This is a genomic window from Citrobacter braakii (assembly GCF_009648935.1).
Lineage (GTDB): Bacteria > Pseudomonadota > Gammaproteobacteria > Enterobacterales > Enterobacteriaceae > Citrobacter > Citrobacter braakii.
The window spans coordinates 2,890,728-2,904,798 of record NZ_CP045771.1 but is presented as its reverse complement, the minus strand read 5'-3'; the positions used below and the strand labels follow the sequence as shown (position 1 = coordinate 2,904,798).

Here is a 14,071-nt window from a genome sequence, read left to right as displayed (position 1 = left end):
TAAATCTCGCCAGCAAGATAGTTTTGACGTTTACTATGTTGCACCTTTTTATTTCCACCGTGAGGGATTATGCGTTTCAGGCAATTGCTACCGCTTTTCAGTGCGCTTTTCGCGCTGTACATCATTTGGGGTTCCACGTACTTCGTTATTCGCATTGGCGTTGAAAGCTGGCCGCCGTTGATGATGGCTGGCGTTCGTTTTCTCTCTGCGGGGATTTTATTAACAGCATTCTTACTTATCCGCGGACATAAGCTGCCGCCTCTGCGCGTGCTCCTGAACGCCGCGTTAATTGGTATCCTGCTGCTGGCTGTCGGTAACGGACTGGTCACCGTCGCAGAACATCAAAATGTGCCTTCCGGTATTGCCGCCGTAGTGGTCGCCACCGTCCCGCTGTTTACGCTGTGTTTTAGCCACTTTTTTGGCATCAAAACGCGCAAACTTGAATGGATGGGGATCGCAATTGGACTCGCGGGGATCATCATGCTGAACAGCGGTGGTAATTTGAGTGGTAATCCATGGGGAGCAATTTTAATCCTGATAGGTTCGATAAGCTGGGCGTTTGGCTCAGTGTACGGCTCGCGCATAACGTTACCCGTTGGCATGATGGCCGGAGCCATTGAAATGTTAGCCGCCGGTATTGTGCTGATGTGCGCCTCGCTGATTTCCGGGGAAACGTTGACCACTATGCCGACGTTTTCAGGCTTTATGGCGGTCGCCTATCTGGCCGTGTTTGGTTCTATTATTGCCATCAACGCGTATATGTACTTGATCCGCAACGTCAGCCCGGCATTAGCCACCAGCTATGCCTACGTTAATCCGGTTGTCGCTGTACTGTTAGGTACCGGCCTGGGAGGTGAAAGTCTGGCGCCCATCGAATGGCTGGCGCTTGGCGTGATTGTATTTGCGGTGGTACTGGTCACACTCGGTAAATACTTATTTCCCATTAAAGCGGACGCCGTTGCGACCCCGTCGGAAAAGACGTTACAGTAAATGGATACCGAGGGTGTCGATCTGCGCACTTGCGCCACCGCCGCAGATCCACTCGATGACGCGTTCGGACAACGCGTCATCCCCCAGCTTTTCGCGCCCACGCAGGGCGCACTCCCAGACAATCAGTACGCGCCAGCCCAAAGCCTGCAATTTTTCACAATCCCGCGCGTCACGCTGGACATTTTTGTCTATTTTTTCCAGCCAGAACGCTGTTCGTGTGGCGGGGACTTTGAATAGATAGCAGTTGTGATGATGCCAGAAACAGCCGTGGGTAAAAATCACACAACGATAATCATCCACCACGAAATCGGGACGACCGGGTAACGTCGCATCCTGCACGCGAAACGTTACCCCCTGCTCTGTCAGTACGCTGGCAAGGCGTTTTTCAATTGCGGTATCGCGGGTTGCTATCGCCCGCATATTTTTACTGCGCGTCGCTTTATCGTGAACGTCTGCCATGCAGTTTCTCTTTCTCGCGAATAGCAACCGCCTGTTTGATTTTTGGCTCCAGCAGTCTGGCAACCGCCGCAAATGCCGGGACGACCACCGAATTACCAAACTGACGATAAGCCTGTGTGTCCGACACCGGGATCCTGAACTGATAGCCCTGAGGTGATTCAAATCCCATCAGGCGCGCGCACTCTCTGGGCGTCAGCCTGCGCGGACGGTATCGCTGATTGTGCGGATCATCAAAATCCTTTTCACCCAGCGCCATATCCCAACCGCGGTCGATCAAGATCTCCGCCCCATCTTTATAGTAACGCGCCGATAATGTGCGCGTTACGCAATCGGGATTGCCGGGATACACCATGCCATAGCCAAATCCATTGCCCCGTGCCTGATGCTTTTTCGCATAACGATACAGATATTTCCACAGCACCGGCGTGAGCACATATTTGGCATCGACGGTCGGCTCAAGTAGCTCCGCCAGCGTCGTACGCCGCTGAGGATAGCGGGAGACAATATCGCGCAGCGTGAAGTCTGATTTCAGATTCAGATCGCGGCGAAAGCCGACGAGCACAATACGTTCGCGATGCTGGGGCAAAAAATGTTGCCCATCGATAATTTTCGGATCGTCCGGCCCGTTATCGTGTGCATCAGCCACGTCATAACCCAGCTCATCCAGCGTTTGCATAATGATGCGGAACGTTTTCCCCTGATCGTGACTCTTCAGGTTTTTGACGTTTTCGAGCACAAATATTGCCGGCCGACGCGCATCAATGATGCGCACCACGTCAAAAAAAAGTGTGCCTTGCGTATCGCAGGCGAAGCCATGAGCCCGCCCTAACGCGTTTTTCTTTGATACACCGGCCAGAGAGAATGGCTGACAAGGAAATCCCGCCAGCAGCACGTCATGTTGCGGAACATGCTGGCGAATATGTTCCGCCGCCTGCAGGTCACTCACCCCATCATGATGACTGAGGGTGATATCGCGAATATCTTCATTAAAATGGTGCTGGTGAGGATCGCAGTAGTGATTCGCTTTGTAGGTGCGCACCGCATGCTTGTTCCACTCACTGGTAAACACGCACTGCCCGCCAATCGCCTCAAAGCCGCGACGAATGCCGCCAATACCGGCAAAAAGATCGATAAAGCGAAAAGCATAATGTGGATGATGCGCAGGCGGCCTCGGCAGCAAGTCGTTCAGATGAGCCAACTCACCGTCGCTGAGGCGATGCCACGTTTCATTGGCAACCACACGTTTGAAGATGGCCGGACTCCAGCGGTTCTCGCCAACACCATTCAGATGAGCAACCAGCGTTTTCACGTCATATATTTCAAGCAACTTAGCCAAAATCACCTGTGCGGCGGCCTCGTTATCATCTGTCATCGGGTTCATGGAACCTGCTACTGAAAAATTATCCTGCATACATTTAACCGGCCGAAATGGATAGCTGACAGGTTAACATAAATTAGTGCGGTTGACGTTGCGGCTGTACTGGCGACTAACGCAGCTTAAAGGGTTGAATCGCGTCAAGATCCAGCATTTCATATTCTCCTTTTAACTCCGCACTCAGCTTCGCCATGTACGTCAGTAAGAAGTCAGCATTATGTTGCGCCAAATGCCGACCGTGTTCAGTTTGCATCGTCAGCGGCAGCGTCAACAATTTGGTCTGGAAGTGATCGAGTGCGTACTGTTTATCATCAAGGCTACGCTGTCGGGCAAACGGATCTTCCGCATCAAACAGCGCCACGCCTAACGCGCCGGACACGGCAAATACCCGAGCTAAACCAATTGCGCCCAACGCCTCAAGCCGGTCAGCATCCTGCACGATTTTGGCTTCAAGGGTTTCTGGTACGATTTTGGCGCTGAAACTGTGCGCCTCAATAACATGGCACACGGCAGGTAATCGTTGTTGTGGGAAATCAGGGAAATAACGCTTCAAAACGCGACGCGTTTCCTGGGCTGCCAGTACCGACGAACGATGACGATCGGGATGGTTCTTCGGCAAACTGACGAGATCGTGAAAGTAGCACGCCGTCAGCACCACCAGCCAGTCTACGGTCACATCCATGCTCAACTTTTGTGATGTCATCCAGACGCGACGAAAATGAAAGATGTCATGGGCAGCGTCGTGCCCGGAATGATTGTCACGTAACCAGGCTTCAAATTTCGACTGCCAGTACTGTAGTTCCATACTCTCGCTCTTCGCAGAAAGAAAACAACCTTAGCAACAATTCTCATGTCAGACTACCGTCGACGCTTTTTATCATCACAACATATCATTCCTTTAATAACCATCACCCTCACGAATATATAAACCCATTATTCAAAACAAGCAGTTCAATTATAATCTCGCATGCAAAATAAATAACAAATATCAATAATATACATTCAACAAGATAGAATAAAAGAAATCATAACTATATGATAAAAATACATTTATATGAATTATATTAATTCAAATGCCATGCAATTTTAATTATATAAAAGCAACAATGAAACATCTTGAAATATCTTAAATACATTTGTTACATGTTATATTTAAAATTAAATGAACTTCATAGATAGTATTCAAATGTAGTCTTTCAGATAGCGCTACATATTCATTTTAATTATTATATAAAGGGAATACATAATGAAAAGAAAAGTACTGGCACTGCTTCTCCCTGCCTTATTAGCTGCAAACGCAGCAAATGCGGCTGAAATTTATAATAAGAACGGCAATAAAATTGATTTTTACGGCAAGATGGTAGGCGAACGCATCTGGTCGAATACGGATAGCAGTAACAGTGAAAATGCTGACACCTCTTACGCCCGTTTTGGGGTGAAAGGTGAAACCCAGATCAGCAACGAGTTGACAGGTTTTGGTCAGTTTGAACACAACCTCGACGCCAGCAATGCGGAAGGATCTCAGGAGCAAAAAACCCGTCTGGCCTTCGCGGGCCTGAAATATGCGGATTACGGCTCATTTGATTATGGTCGTAACTATGGCGTAGCCTACGATGCGGCAGCCTACACCGATATGCTGGTTGAATGGGGTGGCGATTCCTGGTCTGCGACGGATAATTTCATGACCGGTCGTACCAACGGCGTGGCGACCTACCGCAACACAGACTTCTTCGGCATGGTTGAGGGTCTTAATTTCGCGCTGCAGTACCAGGGCAAGAATCACGATGACGATTACGCTAAAGCAAATGGCGACGGCTACAGCATGTCGGTGGACTATAACGTAGATGGCTTTGGTTTCGTCGCGGTATATGGTAAATCCGACCGTACGGACAAACAATCCATTGATGGCTATGGCAGCAACGCTGAAGTCTGGTCCCTGGCAGCAAAATATGACGCCAACAGCGTTTATGCGGCAGCGATGTATGGCGAAACGCGTAATATGACCCGAACCGGAACCGATCAGGGTTTTGCAAACAAAACGCAAAACGTTGAAGCAGTCGTTCAATATCAGTTCGACTTTGGTCTGCGTCCATCCCTGGGTTACGTTTACTCGCAGGGTAAAGACCTGGCCGGCGGTGTTAACGCTGACCGCGTGAATTACGTCGAGCTCGGCACCTGGTACTACTTCAATAAAAATATGAACGTCTACACAGCGTATAAATTTAACCTGCTGGATAAAGAAGACGGCGCAATTACTGGCAACGCAGTTGACGATCAGTTTGCCATGGGTATTGTGTACCAGTTCTAATCTCCACAAACTCAAAAGCCCGCGCTGCGGGCTTTTTTGTTCAACGAAGCGTATTTTTAATCACACAGGCATTATGTAAACATCCCGCATAATCGTGCCATTCACATTTAGAGATCATCCGGCATAATCAATCTGCCAACGAAGGAGATCGCTATGCGTAAAGCCCGTTTTACTGAGCATCAGATCATCGCAGTGATTAAGTCGGTTGAAGCCGGACGAACTGTTAAAGATGTCTGCCGGGAGGCTGGTATCTCTGAAGCCACCTACTACAACTGGAAGTCCAGATACGGCGGCATGGAGGCTTCTGATATTAAAAAGATCAAGGATCTTGAGAACGAGAACCGACGTCTCAAACAGATGTTTGCCGACCTGAGCCTTGAGAGCCGGGCGCTGAAAGACGTTATCGAAAAAAAGCTTTAAAACCAGCCTTTAAGCGTGAGCTGGTCACTCATCTGATAACGACATTTGGACTCAGTATCCGTCAGGCCTGCCGGAGTCTGAACCTGAGCAGAACGGTTTACCTTTACCGTCCGGATACCACGCGTGACGAACCCGTTATTGTCGCGTTGCAGGCAGTGGCAGAGCGATACCCACGATACGGTTTTCCGAAACTTTTTCAGGTTCTGAGGCGGCAGGGACACCCGTGGAATCACAAAAGGATCCACCGTATTTACTGTCTGCTGAAGCTGAACTTTCGTCGTAAGGGCAAACAGCGGTTGCCGGTGCGTAATCCCTCGCCACTGGCCACGCCGGAAGCGCTGAATCAGAGCTGGTCTGTCGATTTTATGCATGATGCCCTGGTCTGTGGCCGTCGTTTTCGCACGTTCAATGTTGTTGATGACTTTAACCGTGAGGCATTGTCGATTGAAATCGATCTGAATCTGCCAGCTCTGCGGATGGTCCGTGTACTCGACAGGATCGCCGCAAATCGCGGCTATCCTGTCATGCTACGCATTGAAAACGATCCGGAATTTATCTCACTGGCTCTGGCTGAATGGGCAGAGAAATATGCAGTAAAACTGGAATTTATCCAGCCGGGTAAGCCGACACAGAACGCTTTTATTGAGCGCTTTAACCGGACATACCGTACAGAAATACTCGATTTTTATCTTTTCAGAATGCTGAATGAAGTGCGGGAAATCACGGAGAAATGGTGTCAGAATATAACTGTGAACGTCCGCATGAATCACTGAACAATATGACACCGGAGGAATACCGACAGCACCATTATTTTCCGAGATCTCAAAAAACGCATGGAACTAAAACGGGTCTATTTACAAATTCATCAACATGATAATATGAACCGCCTTCATCTTCCCACTCATTTAACGAATGTAACCATTCATCTTGTGTCACGATTTTTCCTGTTACAGTACTACGCAAAAAAACAGTCATAACTATTTATCCAATAATTTTAGGCATCGATTCACTTTGATTCTAGGTTAGATATCACACAGCATTCCATATAGTTCTTGAATCTATATCATATGGAGTTCATTAGAACATTTTAATATATGTTAAATCATTACCAGCGATTTCCATGTATATTTATACTAACTGCTATACTTTATAGATAATTAATTATTGGAGATTTAGTTTATGTTTGGTACAAAAAAAGATAAAAACCATATTATTCATGGTGAACTAGAGGAAAGTTACGGTGAGGCTCTGGAGTCACCTGACCATAAATTTAATGATACTGCAAGAAAATACGCATCCAGAGCAAGTGATGCAGTGCGAACCAGTACAGATAACATCAAGAGTCAGATAGAGTCCAATCCAATAACTTGCGTCGCCGTAGCCGCGACTACCGCATTTATAATTGGCTTTTTGTTGGGCCGCCGTTAAAGCATAAATGGCTCATACCGAGCCATTTATAACGAAGAACACTTAACCAGCGAAAATAAAAACTCACAGTTTATATTTTTTAAATTCATTCACACGCAGTTCTCATCGATTTCTCATCACATAATAAACCGCCTAGATTACGACGGTTTATTATGATACATATCATTTAGGAGAATCCCTGTCAATTTCGGGATTCTCTGGCTCTGAGGGTTCTCCGTCATCTGGATAAATTGGTTTATCTTCTCCAGGGAAGGGTAAATCTTCAGGTATCGGTTCAACTATATCAGGACGGTCTGTCATAAAACCACCTTTAAATTACTAAGAAAACAACAAAGCATTATGTTTACTTTTGTGTTTTTTTAGTTTTATTCTTTTCCTCATCATCATTTTTTCTATCCTTGTTCTTAGATTGATCAGGAGATATGTTCATTGAGTAAAATTTCATGGAAAACTCCAATTTATTTTCCAGCACGTCGCTGTGGTTATAGTATAGTAAAAAAAACCATAAAGAATTAACGAGGCGGTTATTATCTCGGACAAACACGTTCATGTCATTAATTAATGAGAAATTAAAAAAACACACTTACAATTAATTTACATGATCCGATAGGGCGAGATTATTTTTATGCTTTCTAATTACCCGCATCGCTTCCAACCGGCCTCTGCCTTTTTATCTCTTCAATTTATCTAATCCCTGCAAGTTGGTTGTTTGCCTTCTCTATTGCTGCAAGAAGAGGTTTAATCCAGATTACGATCTCGCAGTACGTCAGCGCACTGGAGGTAATGGAGCTACCACCGGCTGGGTCAGCGTTCCCGGTATCGGGGTGTATTGCGCTGGTACGTAAACTGTTCGCATAGTTGTCTGATGTTCTTTCACTCAAATGGTCGCAAATAAGCGAGGAAGGCATTTTATTCAGCAAGGAAAGACCGGGACTACGCAAATAAAGGTCTGGACCGAACGGCTTCATAACGCCATCGAACTTGCAAAGACTTTGGACGGACGGGAAACGGTCATCTGTAGCAGGAAAAAAACCAGATAGAAAACTGCCGTGTACTTTTCATGATCTCAAAGCCAAAGGAATATCGGATTACGAAGGCTAGAGTAAGTAAAAGCAAGTATTCTCAGGTCACAAAACTGAAAGCCAGGTTGTGGTTTATGACAGAAAAGTGAAAATTTCTCCCACATTGGATCTTCCAGTATTGGGCAAATCAGAAGATGATGATGGCGAGTTTTATACCAAGTGAATATACCAACACTATACCAAGTGTGACATGAGTCGTTGAAAGGAAGTGTGCTAAGTGTTTGAATAGTGGCGGAGAGAGGGGGATTTGAACCCCCGGTAGAGTTACCCCTACTCCGGTTTTCGAGACCGGTCCATTCAGCCGCTCTGGCATCTCTCCGTTTTGGCGGTTGCCATGATGCCAGGTAATTTGGCATTTTAACAGACCCAGTTCCGTCAATTTCGTTCAAGTGACGAGTTTGCGAGCAAAACGATGATTAAGTGGCCCTGGAAAGAACAAGAAGCAACCCGGAGTGACGATTGGCCGTGGGACGACGCCCTGGCTATTCCCCTTTTGGTGAATCTCACCGAGCAAGAACAAGCCAGACTTATTGCCCTGGCCGAGCGCTTTTTACAACAAAAAAGAGTAGTCGCTCTTCAGGGGTTTGAGCTGGACCCACTAAAAAGTGCGCGCATTGCTCTGCTATTCTGTTTACCTGTTCTGGAAATGGGGATTGAGTGGCTCGACGGGTTTCATGAAGTTCTCATCTACCCTGCCCCATTTGTCGTAGACGATGAATGGGAAGACGATATTGGGCTGGTGCATAATCAACGCGTGGTACAGTCCGGGCAGAGTTGGCAACAAGGCCCGATAATCCTCAACTGGCTTGATATTCAGGATTCCTTTGATGCCTCCGGCTTTAATCTGATCATCCATGAAGTGGCGCACAAGCTTGATATGCGTAATGGCGATCGTGCCAGCGGTATTCCGGCGATTCCCCTGCGCGATATCGCCGGTTGGGAACACGACCTGCATGCTGCAATGAACAATATTCAGGATGAGATCGATCTGGTTGGAGAAACTGCGTGCAGTATAGATGCCTACGCAGCGACCGATCCTGCTGAATGCTTTGCCGTGCTATCCGAGTATTTTTTCAGTGCTCCTGAATTATTTGCTCCGCGTTTTCCTGCCTTATGGCAGCGTTTCATCCAGTTTTATCGCCAGAACCCCATGGAGCGGTTACGCGATACCCGGGGAGACGACGATTATCGCTCACCAAACACGCATTAACACTGAATTTGAAGATTAATTAACCAATTGAAATGACGCGCTAATTTTACTGTTGACACCTCATGATGAGGTCAGTAATATGCGCCTCGTTCACACGATTCCTCTGTAGTTCAGTCGGTAGAACGGCGGACTGTTAATCCGTATGTCACTGGTTCGAGTCCAGTCAGAGGAGCCAAATTTAAGAAGCCCGCTTAAGGAAACTTAAGCGGGCTTTTTGCTTTTCACGTCTGTGTAAAAGCTGCCTCTATAAGCGCTCAGTCTGCCATAACGCCCCATTCCATGCCGCATCACATCGTTGATTAAAGTTGTGTAAATGTAAATCGTTTAAACTTTGCAATTATTGTAAGTGCTAGTGATTATCATTTATTGTACGCGAGCCAAAAGAACGAGCCCCGACTCGGTTCACTGTATGTTCCAATTACTCTGGGATAAAAACGATGAATGCTCTGACTCGCACCGGATTGCGCCGTATCACGCTTGCCTCTGCCCTCCTCTTCTCTGTCAGCCTGCCGGCTTTCGCTCAGGAAACGATAACGCTTTACACCACCCGTGAACCGGGCCTGATCCAGCCTTTACTTGATAGCTGGACTAAAACCAGCGGTATCAAAGTAAGTACGGTCTATATCAAAGACGGTATGCTTGAGCGTGTTAAGGCTGAAGGCAAAAACTCCCCTGCCGACCTGCTGATGACCGTCGATGCCGGAAATCTCATCGATTTGGTTGAAGCTGGCGTCACCCAGCCGGTAGAGTCAGAAGCGCTGAAAGCCGCCATTCCGGCGAATCTGCGCGGCGCGGATAATCAGTGGTTTGCGCTTTCTATGCGCGCCCGCGTACTGTATGCCGAGAAGTCGCTGCCAATCGATAACTGGCATTACGAACAGCTCGCCAGCCCAGAATACAAAGGTAAAGTTTGTATTCGTTCCGGTCAGCACCCCTACAACACGGCGCTGATCGCCGCGATGATTGCCCATCATGGTGAAGCTAAAACCGAAGAATGGCTACGCGGCGTAAAGGCTAACCTGGCGCGTAAAGCCACCGGCGGCGATCGCGATGTTGCCCGCGATATCCTCGGTGGAATTTGTGATATTGGTCTGGCCAACTCCTATTATGTCGGCCATATGAAAAACGCCAAAGAAGGCAGCGATGCTCGTCAGTGGGGCGATGCCATTAAAGTCGTTAAACCAACCTTTGAAAATGGCGGTACGCACGTCAACATCAGCGGCGCTGCCGTTGCCCGCTATGCGCCAAATAAAGCCGATGCCGTTAAGCTGATGGAATATCTGGTTTCCGCGCCTGCCCAGCAGCAGTATGCGAAAGCGAACTTCGAATATCCGGTATTGAAAGGCGTAACGCTTGACCCGGTCATTAGCGCCACAATCGGTGAAATCGACGTCGATAAAACGCCGCTCACCGAGATCGTGAAGTATCGTAAACAAGCTAGTTTGCTGGTAGATAAAGTTGGATTCGATCAATAAATCGCTGCAGTTTCCGACGTTACGCGGCCTGGTTTCCGGGCCGCAGTCATTATTAACGCCGTTGCATCTTGGCGCGTTGTGCGTCGCGCTTGGCGTCCTGACCCCCATCGTTGCGCTGATCTGGCAGGCTACCCAGGCTGATTTATCCCACTGGGATAATCTTATGACATTTGTACTGCCTTCAGCGCTAAAAAACACCGTGCTGTTGCTAGCGGGTGTCGCGATAATGGTTGGCGTTATTGGCGTAGGCAGCGCATGGGCGGTAACGGCATGGGATTTCCCTGGGCGAAAAATTCTCAGTTGGGCGCTGCTGTTGCCGCTGGCAATGCCGACCTACATCGTTGCCTTTGCATGGCTCGATCTGCTGCATCCGATTGGCCCCCTGCAAACCTTTATCCGTTTCATACTGGGCTTTGACAGCCCGCGACAGTTCCGTCTGCCCGATTTACGTTCCCTTTCCGGCGCAATAATCTTGCTCGGATTAGTGCTTTATCCTTACGTGTACCTGACAACCCGCGCCATGTTTATCAGCCAGCCGGCCCATCTATTGGAAGCAGCGCGTACGCTGGGATGCAGCGCAACCGGGACCTTTTTTCGTGTTGCACTCCCCATGGCACGCCCGGCACTGGCCGTCGGGATCAGTCTGGCGCTGCTGGAGACGCTTAACGATATTGGCGCGTCGGAATTTCTCGGGGTACAAACGTTAACCGTTACCGTATACACCACGTGGATCTCTCGCTCTGATTTATCTGCCGCAGCGCAAATCGCCTGCATGATGCTGATGTTTATATTCTTTATTCTGACGCTGGAATTTTATGGCCGCAGAAAACAGGGATTCAGCAGCCGTAGCCTGCGGGAAATTCAACCCACCCGCGTGCAAGGCTGGCGTGGCTGGCTACTCGGTGTCGTTATTTCGCTGCCGGTTGTGCTGGGCTTTCTGGCCCCGGTGCTGTTTTTAATCTGGGAAAGCGCCAAACGTATAGGTGACGAGAGCCCTATATCCTCCTCGTTACTGGCTGCATTACAAAATACGTTATCACTGGCCGCGGGAACCACGTTGGTGGTGGTTTGCGTCAGTATGTTGGTGGCCTGGAGCGCGCGGCATAGCGCCGCAGACAACGCGATGCCAGGATTTCGCCGTGGTGTAATGCGTCTGGCTTCTTTAGGCTACGCGGTTCCCGGTACAATTCTGGCGATTGGTTTTTTAACCCCCGCCATGGCAGTCGACCGCTGGCTGGCAGATTTACTGGATGTTCGCGGCCTGCCGCTGATGTCCGCCGGGATCCTGCTGGTAATTTGTTGTGCCATGCGTTTCCAGGCGATTGCTATCGGCGCACTGGATTCCGGCCTGGGCCGCATTCCGCCTTCGCTGGAGCAGGCTTCTCGTCTGTTGGGTGAGAATGGTGCCGGCACATTTGCACGAGTTCATTTCCCATTGCTGCGCCCGGCGTTAGTGAGTAGCGCCCTGCTGGTTTTTGCCGATGCTATGAAAGAACTGCCAACAACGTTGCTGTTGCGCCCGGTAAACTTCGAAACGCTGGCAACGTTGCTGTATGCAGAAGCCGCCCGTGGAACCTATGAAGAAGGTGCTATCGCCGCGCTAATGATTGTTTTAGCTGGCACGCTACCGGTTATTTTGTTGGTGCGTCACCAGATGACTCGCCGTGGTTAAGAGAGTAACAATGTCAGAAATTGCATTACGACTCCAGGATGTGCATGTTGCCTACGGCAACAGCCAGCAATCGGTGCTGAGCGGTTTTTCAATGTCGGTACGTAAAGGAGAGATCGCCTGTCTACTGGGCGCTTCAGGTTGCGGAAAAACCACCGTGTTACGCGCAGTTGCCGGATTTGAACGGCTGAGAAGCGGAGAGATCTATGTGTCGCAGCGCCGCGTTGCCGGTTCCGGTGTTCATCTGCCGCCGGAAAAACGGCATGTCGGCATGGTCTTTCAGGAATATGCGTTATTCCCTCACCTGACGGCGCAACAAAATGTGGCCTTTGGGTTACGACGTATGCCGCGTGAGCAGCAGCAGGTCCGGGTGGCGGAACTGTTAAAAATGGTGGAGTTGCACAGTCATGCCAGCCGTTATCCGCATGAACTGTCCGGCGGTCAACAGCAGCGTATCGCTCTTGCGCGCGCGCTGGCGCCGCATCCGGAAATCCTGCTGCTCGATGAGCCTTTCTCCAGCCTTGATAAGCGCACGCGTGAGCGTCTTGGCAACGAGGTACGGGATATTTTGCGTGCCGCCGGGCAAACGGCACTGCTGGTTACACACAGCGAACACGAGGCGCAGCTAATGGCAGACCATATTGGCGTGGTAAAAAAGGGACAATATCAAATTAAAAAAGCGACCCACCCAGACTAAAGGTCACAGGGTCGCCTTGAAAATTAGTAATGGGTCTGAATCAGACTGATATTCACCGGCATGCCGGAGCGTCTTTCCAGTGCCTGATTTCCGCGACTCATATCCACGTCATTCCCGCTGATGAAGGTGCGCAGCGCGGGGGTGACTGGCAAGGGAACTTTTCTGTCAGACTCGTATTCCGACCGGTTTCGTGACAGTGGTTCATGCACTTCCACCCAGCGACTACCGTCCGGCTCTACGCTGTATTTCACCGGTCGGTCTATCAGTTGCACACGCGTCCCTACCGGTACGGTATCAAACAGATATTTAATGTCGTCATTACGCAAACGGATACACCCCTGACTTACCCGCAGACCAATACCGAAATTCGCATTTGTGCCATGAATGGCATAAAGCCTGCCGATATAAATCGCATACAGTCCCATCGGGTTATCTGGCCCGGCAGGAACAAACGCCGGCAGGCTTTCCCCACGTGCTGCGTATTCGCGCCGGGTATTCGGCGTAGGCGTCCAGCTTGGTGCTTCCTGCTTACGTTCTACCGCCGTCACCCAGTTACGCGGCGTTTCTCTGCCCGCCTGGCCAATGCCAATGGGTAAAACCTCAACCGTATTGCTGCCAGCGGGATAATAGTAAAGGCGCATTTCTGCGACGTTGATTACGATCCCCTCGCGTACAGTATCCGGTAATATCAGTTGCTGTGGCACAACCAGCGTAGAGCCAGACTTAGGCAGAAAAACATCCACGCCGGGATTGGCCTCCAGCATATTGCTCAACCCCTGTCCGTACTGCGCGGCAAAAGCTTCCAACGGCTGAGTGTTTCCTGAAGGTACCGTAATGGTCAAAGGGCTCCCCACCAGGCGACTGCCTTCAGGCGGGAGCGGATAACTCACCGCCTGCGCGCTCTGACTCACGAGCAGCATAATGAGTGAACAAAGCAGTTTTACACGACGCATTTTTT

The 14,071-nt window shown here is 49.3% G+C and carries 12 protein-coding genes, 2 tRNA genes and 3 pseudogenes; 11 read left to right on the top strand and 6 right to left on the bottom strand.

The annotated features are described in order from the left end of the window. Window positions 1–69 precede the first annotated feature (69 nt). Window positions 70–990 (top strand): drug/metabolite exporter YedA, encoded by a 921-nt coding sequence (gene yedA, locus GFC06_RS13440; RefSeq protein WP_153690259.1) that lies wholly within the window; start codon window positions 70–72, stop codon window positions 988–990. Here yedA and GFC06_RS13435 read toward each other — a convergent pair. From GFC06_RS13435 to GFC06_RS13425, 3 genes are all read right to left on the bottom strand, one after another. Beyond that, window positions 982–1,449 carry a very short patch repair endonuclease gene (locus GFC06_RS13435; RefSeq protein ID WP_049282105.1) on the bottom strand — a complete coding sequence of 156 codons (468 nt, stop codon included), beginning with the start codon at window positions 1,447–1,449 and terminating at the stop codon, window positions 982–984. The two genes, yedA and GFC06_RS13435, sit on opposite strands and share 9 nt — an antisense overlap. Then, entirely contained in the window at window positions 1,430–2,860 is a 1,431-nt protein-coding gene (locus tag GFC06_RS13430) for a DNA cytosine methyltransferase (RefSeq protein WP_049282106.1), read from the bottom strand. The genes GFC06_RS13435 and GFC06_RS13430 overlap by 20 nt, the downstream gene beginning before the upstream one ends. Before the next feature lie 76 nt (window positions 2,861–2,936). Then, window positions 2,937–3,629 (bottom strand): phosphohydrolase, encoded by a 693-nt coding sequence (locus tag GFC06_RS13425; RefSeq protein ID WP_153690258.1) that lies wholly within the window; start codon window positions 3,627–3,629, stop codon window positions 2,937–2,939. Between the two features lie 441 nt (window positions 3,630–4,070). Between GFC06_RS13425 and GFC06_RS13420 the strand changes: the two genes are divergently transcribed. From GFC06_RS13420 to GFC06_RS13410, 3 genes and pseudogenes are all read left to right on the top strand, one after another. Continuing rightward, the gene (locus tag GFC06_RS13420; protein WP_153690257.1) at window positions 4,071–5,132 is read left to right on the top strand and encodes a porin; all 1,062 of its coding nucleotides are present in this window, start codon (window positions 4,071–4,073) and stop codon (window positions 5,130–5,132) included. 153 nt (window positions 5,133–5,285) lie between these two features. Further along, window positions 5,286–6,395 (top strand): annotated as a pseudogene (locus GFC06_RS13415) (IS3 family transposase). A gap of 336 nt (window positions 6,396–6,731) precedes the next feature. After that, window positions 6,732–6,980, top strand: coding sequence for a CsbD family protein (locus tag GFC06_RS13410; protein WP_072034090.1), 249 nt, complete (start codon window positions 6,732–6,734; stop codon window positions 6,978–6,980). 162 nt (window positions 6,981–7,142) lie between these two features. Here the strand turns inward: GFC06_RS13410 and GFC06_RS13405 are convergent, their stop codons facing one another. Next, window positions 7,143–7,280: a hypothetical protein gene (locus GFC06_RS13405; RefSeq protein ID WP_153690256.1), complete on the bottom strand. Its 138-nt coding sequence runs from the start codon at window positions 7,278–7,280 to the stop codon at window positions 7,143–7,145. Window positions 7,281–7,838: 558 nt separating this feature from the next. Here GFC06_RS13405 and GFC06_RS23545 point away from each other — a divergent pair. Further along, a pseudogene (locus GFC06_RS23545) lies at window positions 7,839–7,980 on the top strand (tyrosine-type recombinase/integrase); the annotation flags it as partial. A gap of 50 nt (window positions 7,981–8,030) precedes the next feature. Further along, window positions 8,031–8,225, top strand: a pseudogene (locus GFC06_RS23540) (hypothetical protein); the annotation flags it as partial. Window positions 8,226–8,291: 66 nt separating this feature from the next. On the opposite strand, the gene GFC06_RS13400 reads toward GFC06_RS23540, so the two are convergent. Next, window positions 8,292–8,381: transfer RNA gene (locus tag GFC06_RS13400), tRNA-Ser, on the bottom strand. A 93-nt stretch (window positions 8,382–8,474) separates the two neighbouring features. On the opposite strand from GFC06_RS13400, the gene mtfA reads away from it, so the two are divergent. The 5 genes from mtfA to GFC06_RS13375 all read left to right on the top strand — a co-directional run bounded on the left by mtfA (window position 8,475) and on the right by GFC06_RS13375 (window position 13,113). After that, complete coding sequence (gene mtfA / locus GFC06_RS13395; protein WP_046275704.1) at window positions 8,475–9,272, top strand: DgsA anti-repressor MtfA; 798 nt, start codon at window positions 8,475–8,477, stop codon at window positions 9,270–9,272. A gap of 99 nt (window positions 9,273–9,371) precedes the next feature. Further along, window positions 9,372–9,447: transfer RNA gene (locus GFC06_RS13390), tRNA-Asn, on the top strand. Between the two features lie 262 nt (window positions 9,448–9,709). Beyond that, window positions 9,710–10,747: an extracellular solute-binding protein gene (locus GFC06_RS13385; RefSeq protein ID WP_153690255.1), complete on the top strand. Its 1,038-nt coding sequence runs from the start codon at window positions 9,710–9,712 to the stop codon at window positions 10,745–10,747. Beyond that, entirely contained in the window at window positions 10,731–12,419 is a 1,689-nt protein-coding gene (locus tag GFC06_RS13380; protein ID WP_153690254.1) for an ABC transporter permease, read from the top strand. The genes GFC06_RS13385 and GFC06_RS13380 overlap by 17 nt, the downstream gene beginning before the upstream one ends. Window positions 12,420–12,429: 10 nt before the next feature. Beyond that, window positions 12,430–13,113 carry an ABC transporter ATP-binding protein gene (locus GFC06_RS13375; protein ID WP_016153508.1) on the top strand — a complete coding sequence of 228 codons (684 nt, stop codon included), beginning with the start codon at window positions 12,430–12,432 and terminating at the stop codon, window positions 13,111–13,113. 23 nt (window positions 13,114–13,136) lie between these two features. On the opposite strand, the gene ldtA is transcribed toward GFC06_RS13375, so the two are convergent. Then, window positions 13,137–14,066, bottom strand: coding sequence for a L,D-transpeptidase (gene ldtA / locus GFC06_RS13370; protein ID WP_016153509.1), 930 nt, complete (start codon window positions 14,064–14,066; stop codon window positions 13,137–13,139). Window positions 14,067–14,071: the final 5 nt, after the last annotated feature.

Bases quoted from the DNA above. Each gene is read 5' to 3' on its own strand.
- yedA (WP_153690259.1), top strand. From the start codon at position 70: ATGCGTTTCAGGCAATTGCTACCGCTTTTCAGTGCGCTTTTCGCGCTG.
- GFC06_RS13385 (WP_153690255.1), top strand. From the start codon at position 9,710: ATGAATGCTCTGACTCGCACCGGATTGCGCCGTATCACGCTTGCCTCT.
- GFC06_RS13410 (WP_072034090.1), top strand. From the start codon at position 6,732: ATGTTTGGTACAAAAAAAGATAAAAACCATATTATTCATGGTGAACTA.
- GFC06_RS13425 (WP_153690258.1), bottom strand. From the start codon at position 3,629: ATGGAACTACAGTACTGGCAGTCGAAATTTGAAGCCTGGTTACGTGAC.
- GFC06_RS13430 (WP_049282106.1), bottom strand. From the start codon at position 2,860: ATGCAGGATAATTTTTCAGTAGCAGGTTCCATGAACCCGATGACAGAT.
- GFC06_RS13405 (WP_153690256.1), bottom strand. From the start codon at position 7,280: ATGACAGACCGTCCTGATATAGTTGAACCGATACCTGAAGATTTACCC.
- GFC06_RS13420 (WP_153690257.1), top strand. From the start codon at position 4,071: ATGAAAAGAAAAGTACTGGCACTGCTTCTCCCTGCCTTATTAGCTGCA.
- mtfA (WP_046275704.1), top strand. From the start codon at position 8,475: ATGATTAAGTGGCCCTGGAAAGAACAAGAAGCAACCCGGAGTGACGAT.
- GFC06_RS13375 (WP_016153508.1), top strand. From the start codon at position 12,430: ATGTCAGAAATTGCATTACGACTCCAGGATGTGCATGTTGCCTACGGC.
- ldtA (WP_016153509.1), bottom strand. From the start codon at position 14,066: ATGCGTCGTGTAAAACTGCTTTGTTCACTCATTATGCTGCTCGTGAGT.
- GFC06_RS13435 (WP_049282105.1), bottom strand. From the start codon at position 1,449: ATGGCAGACGTTCACGATAAAGCGACGCGCAGTAAAAATATGCGGGCG.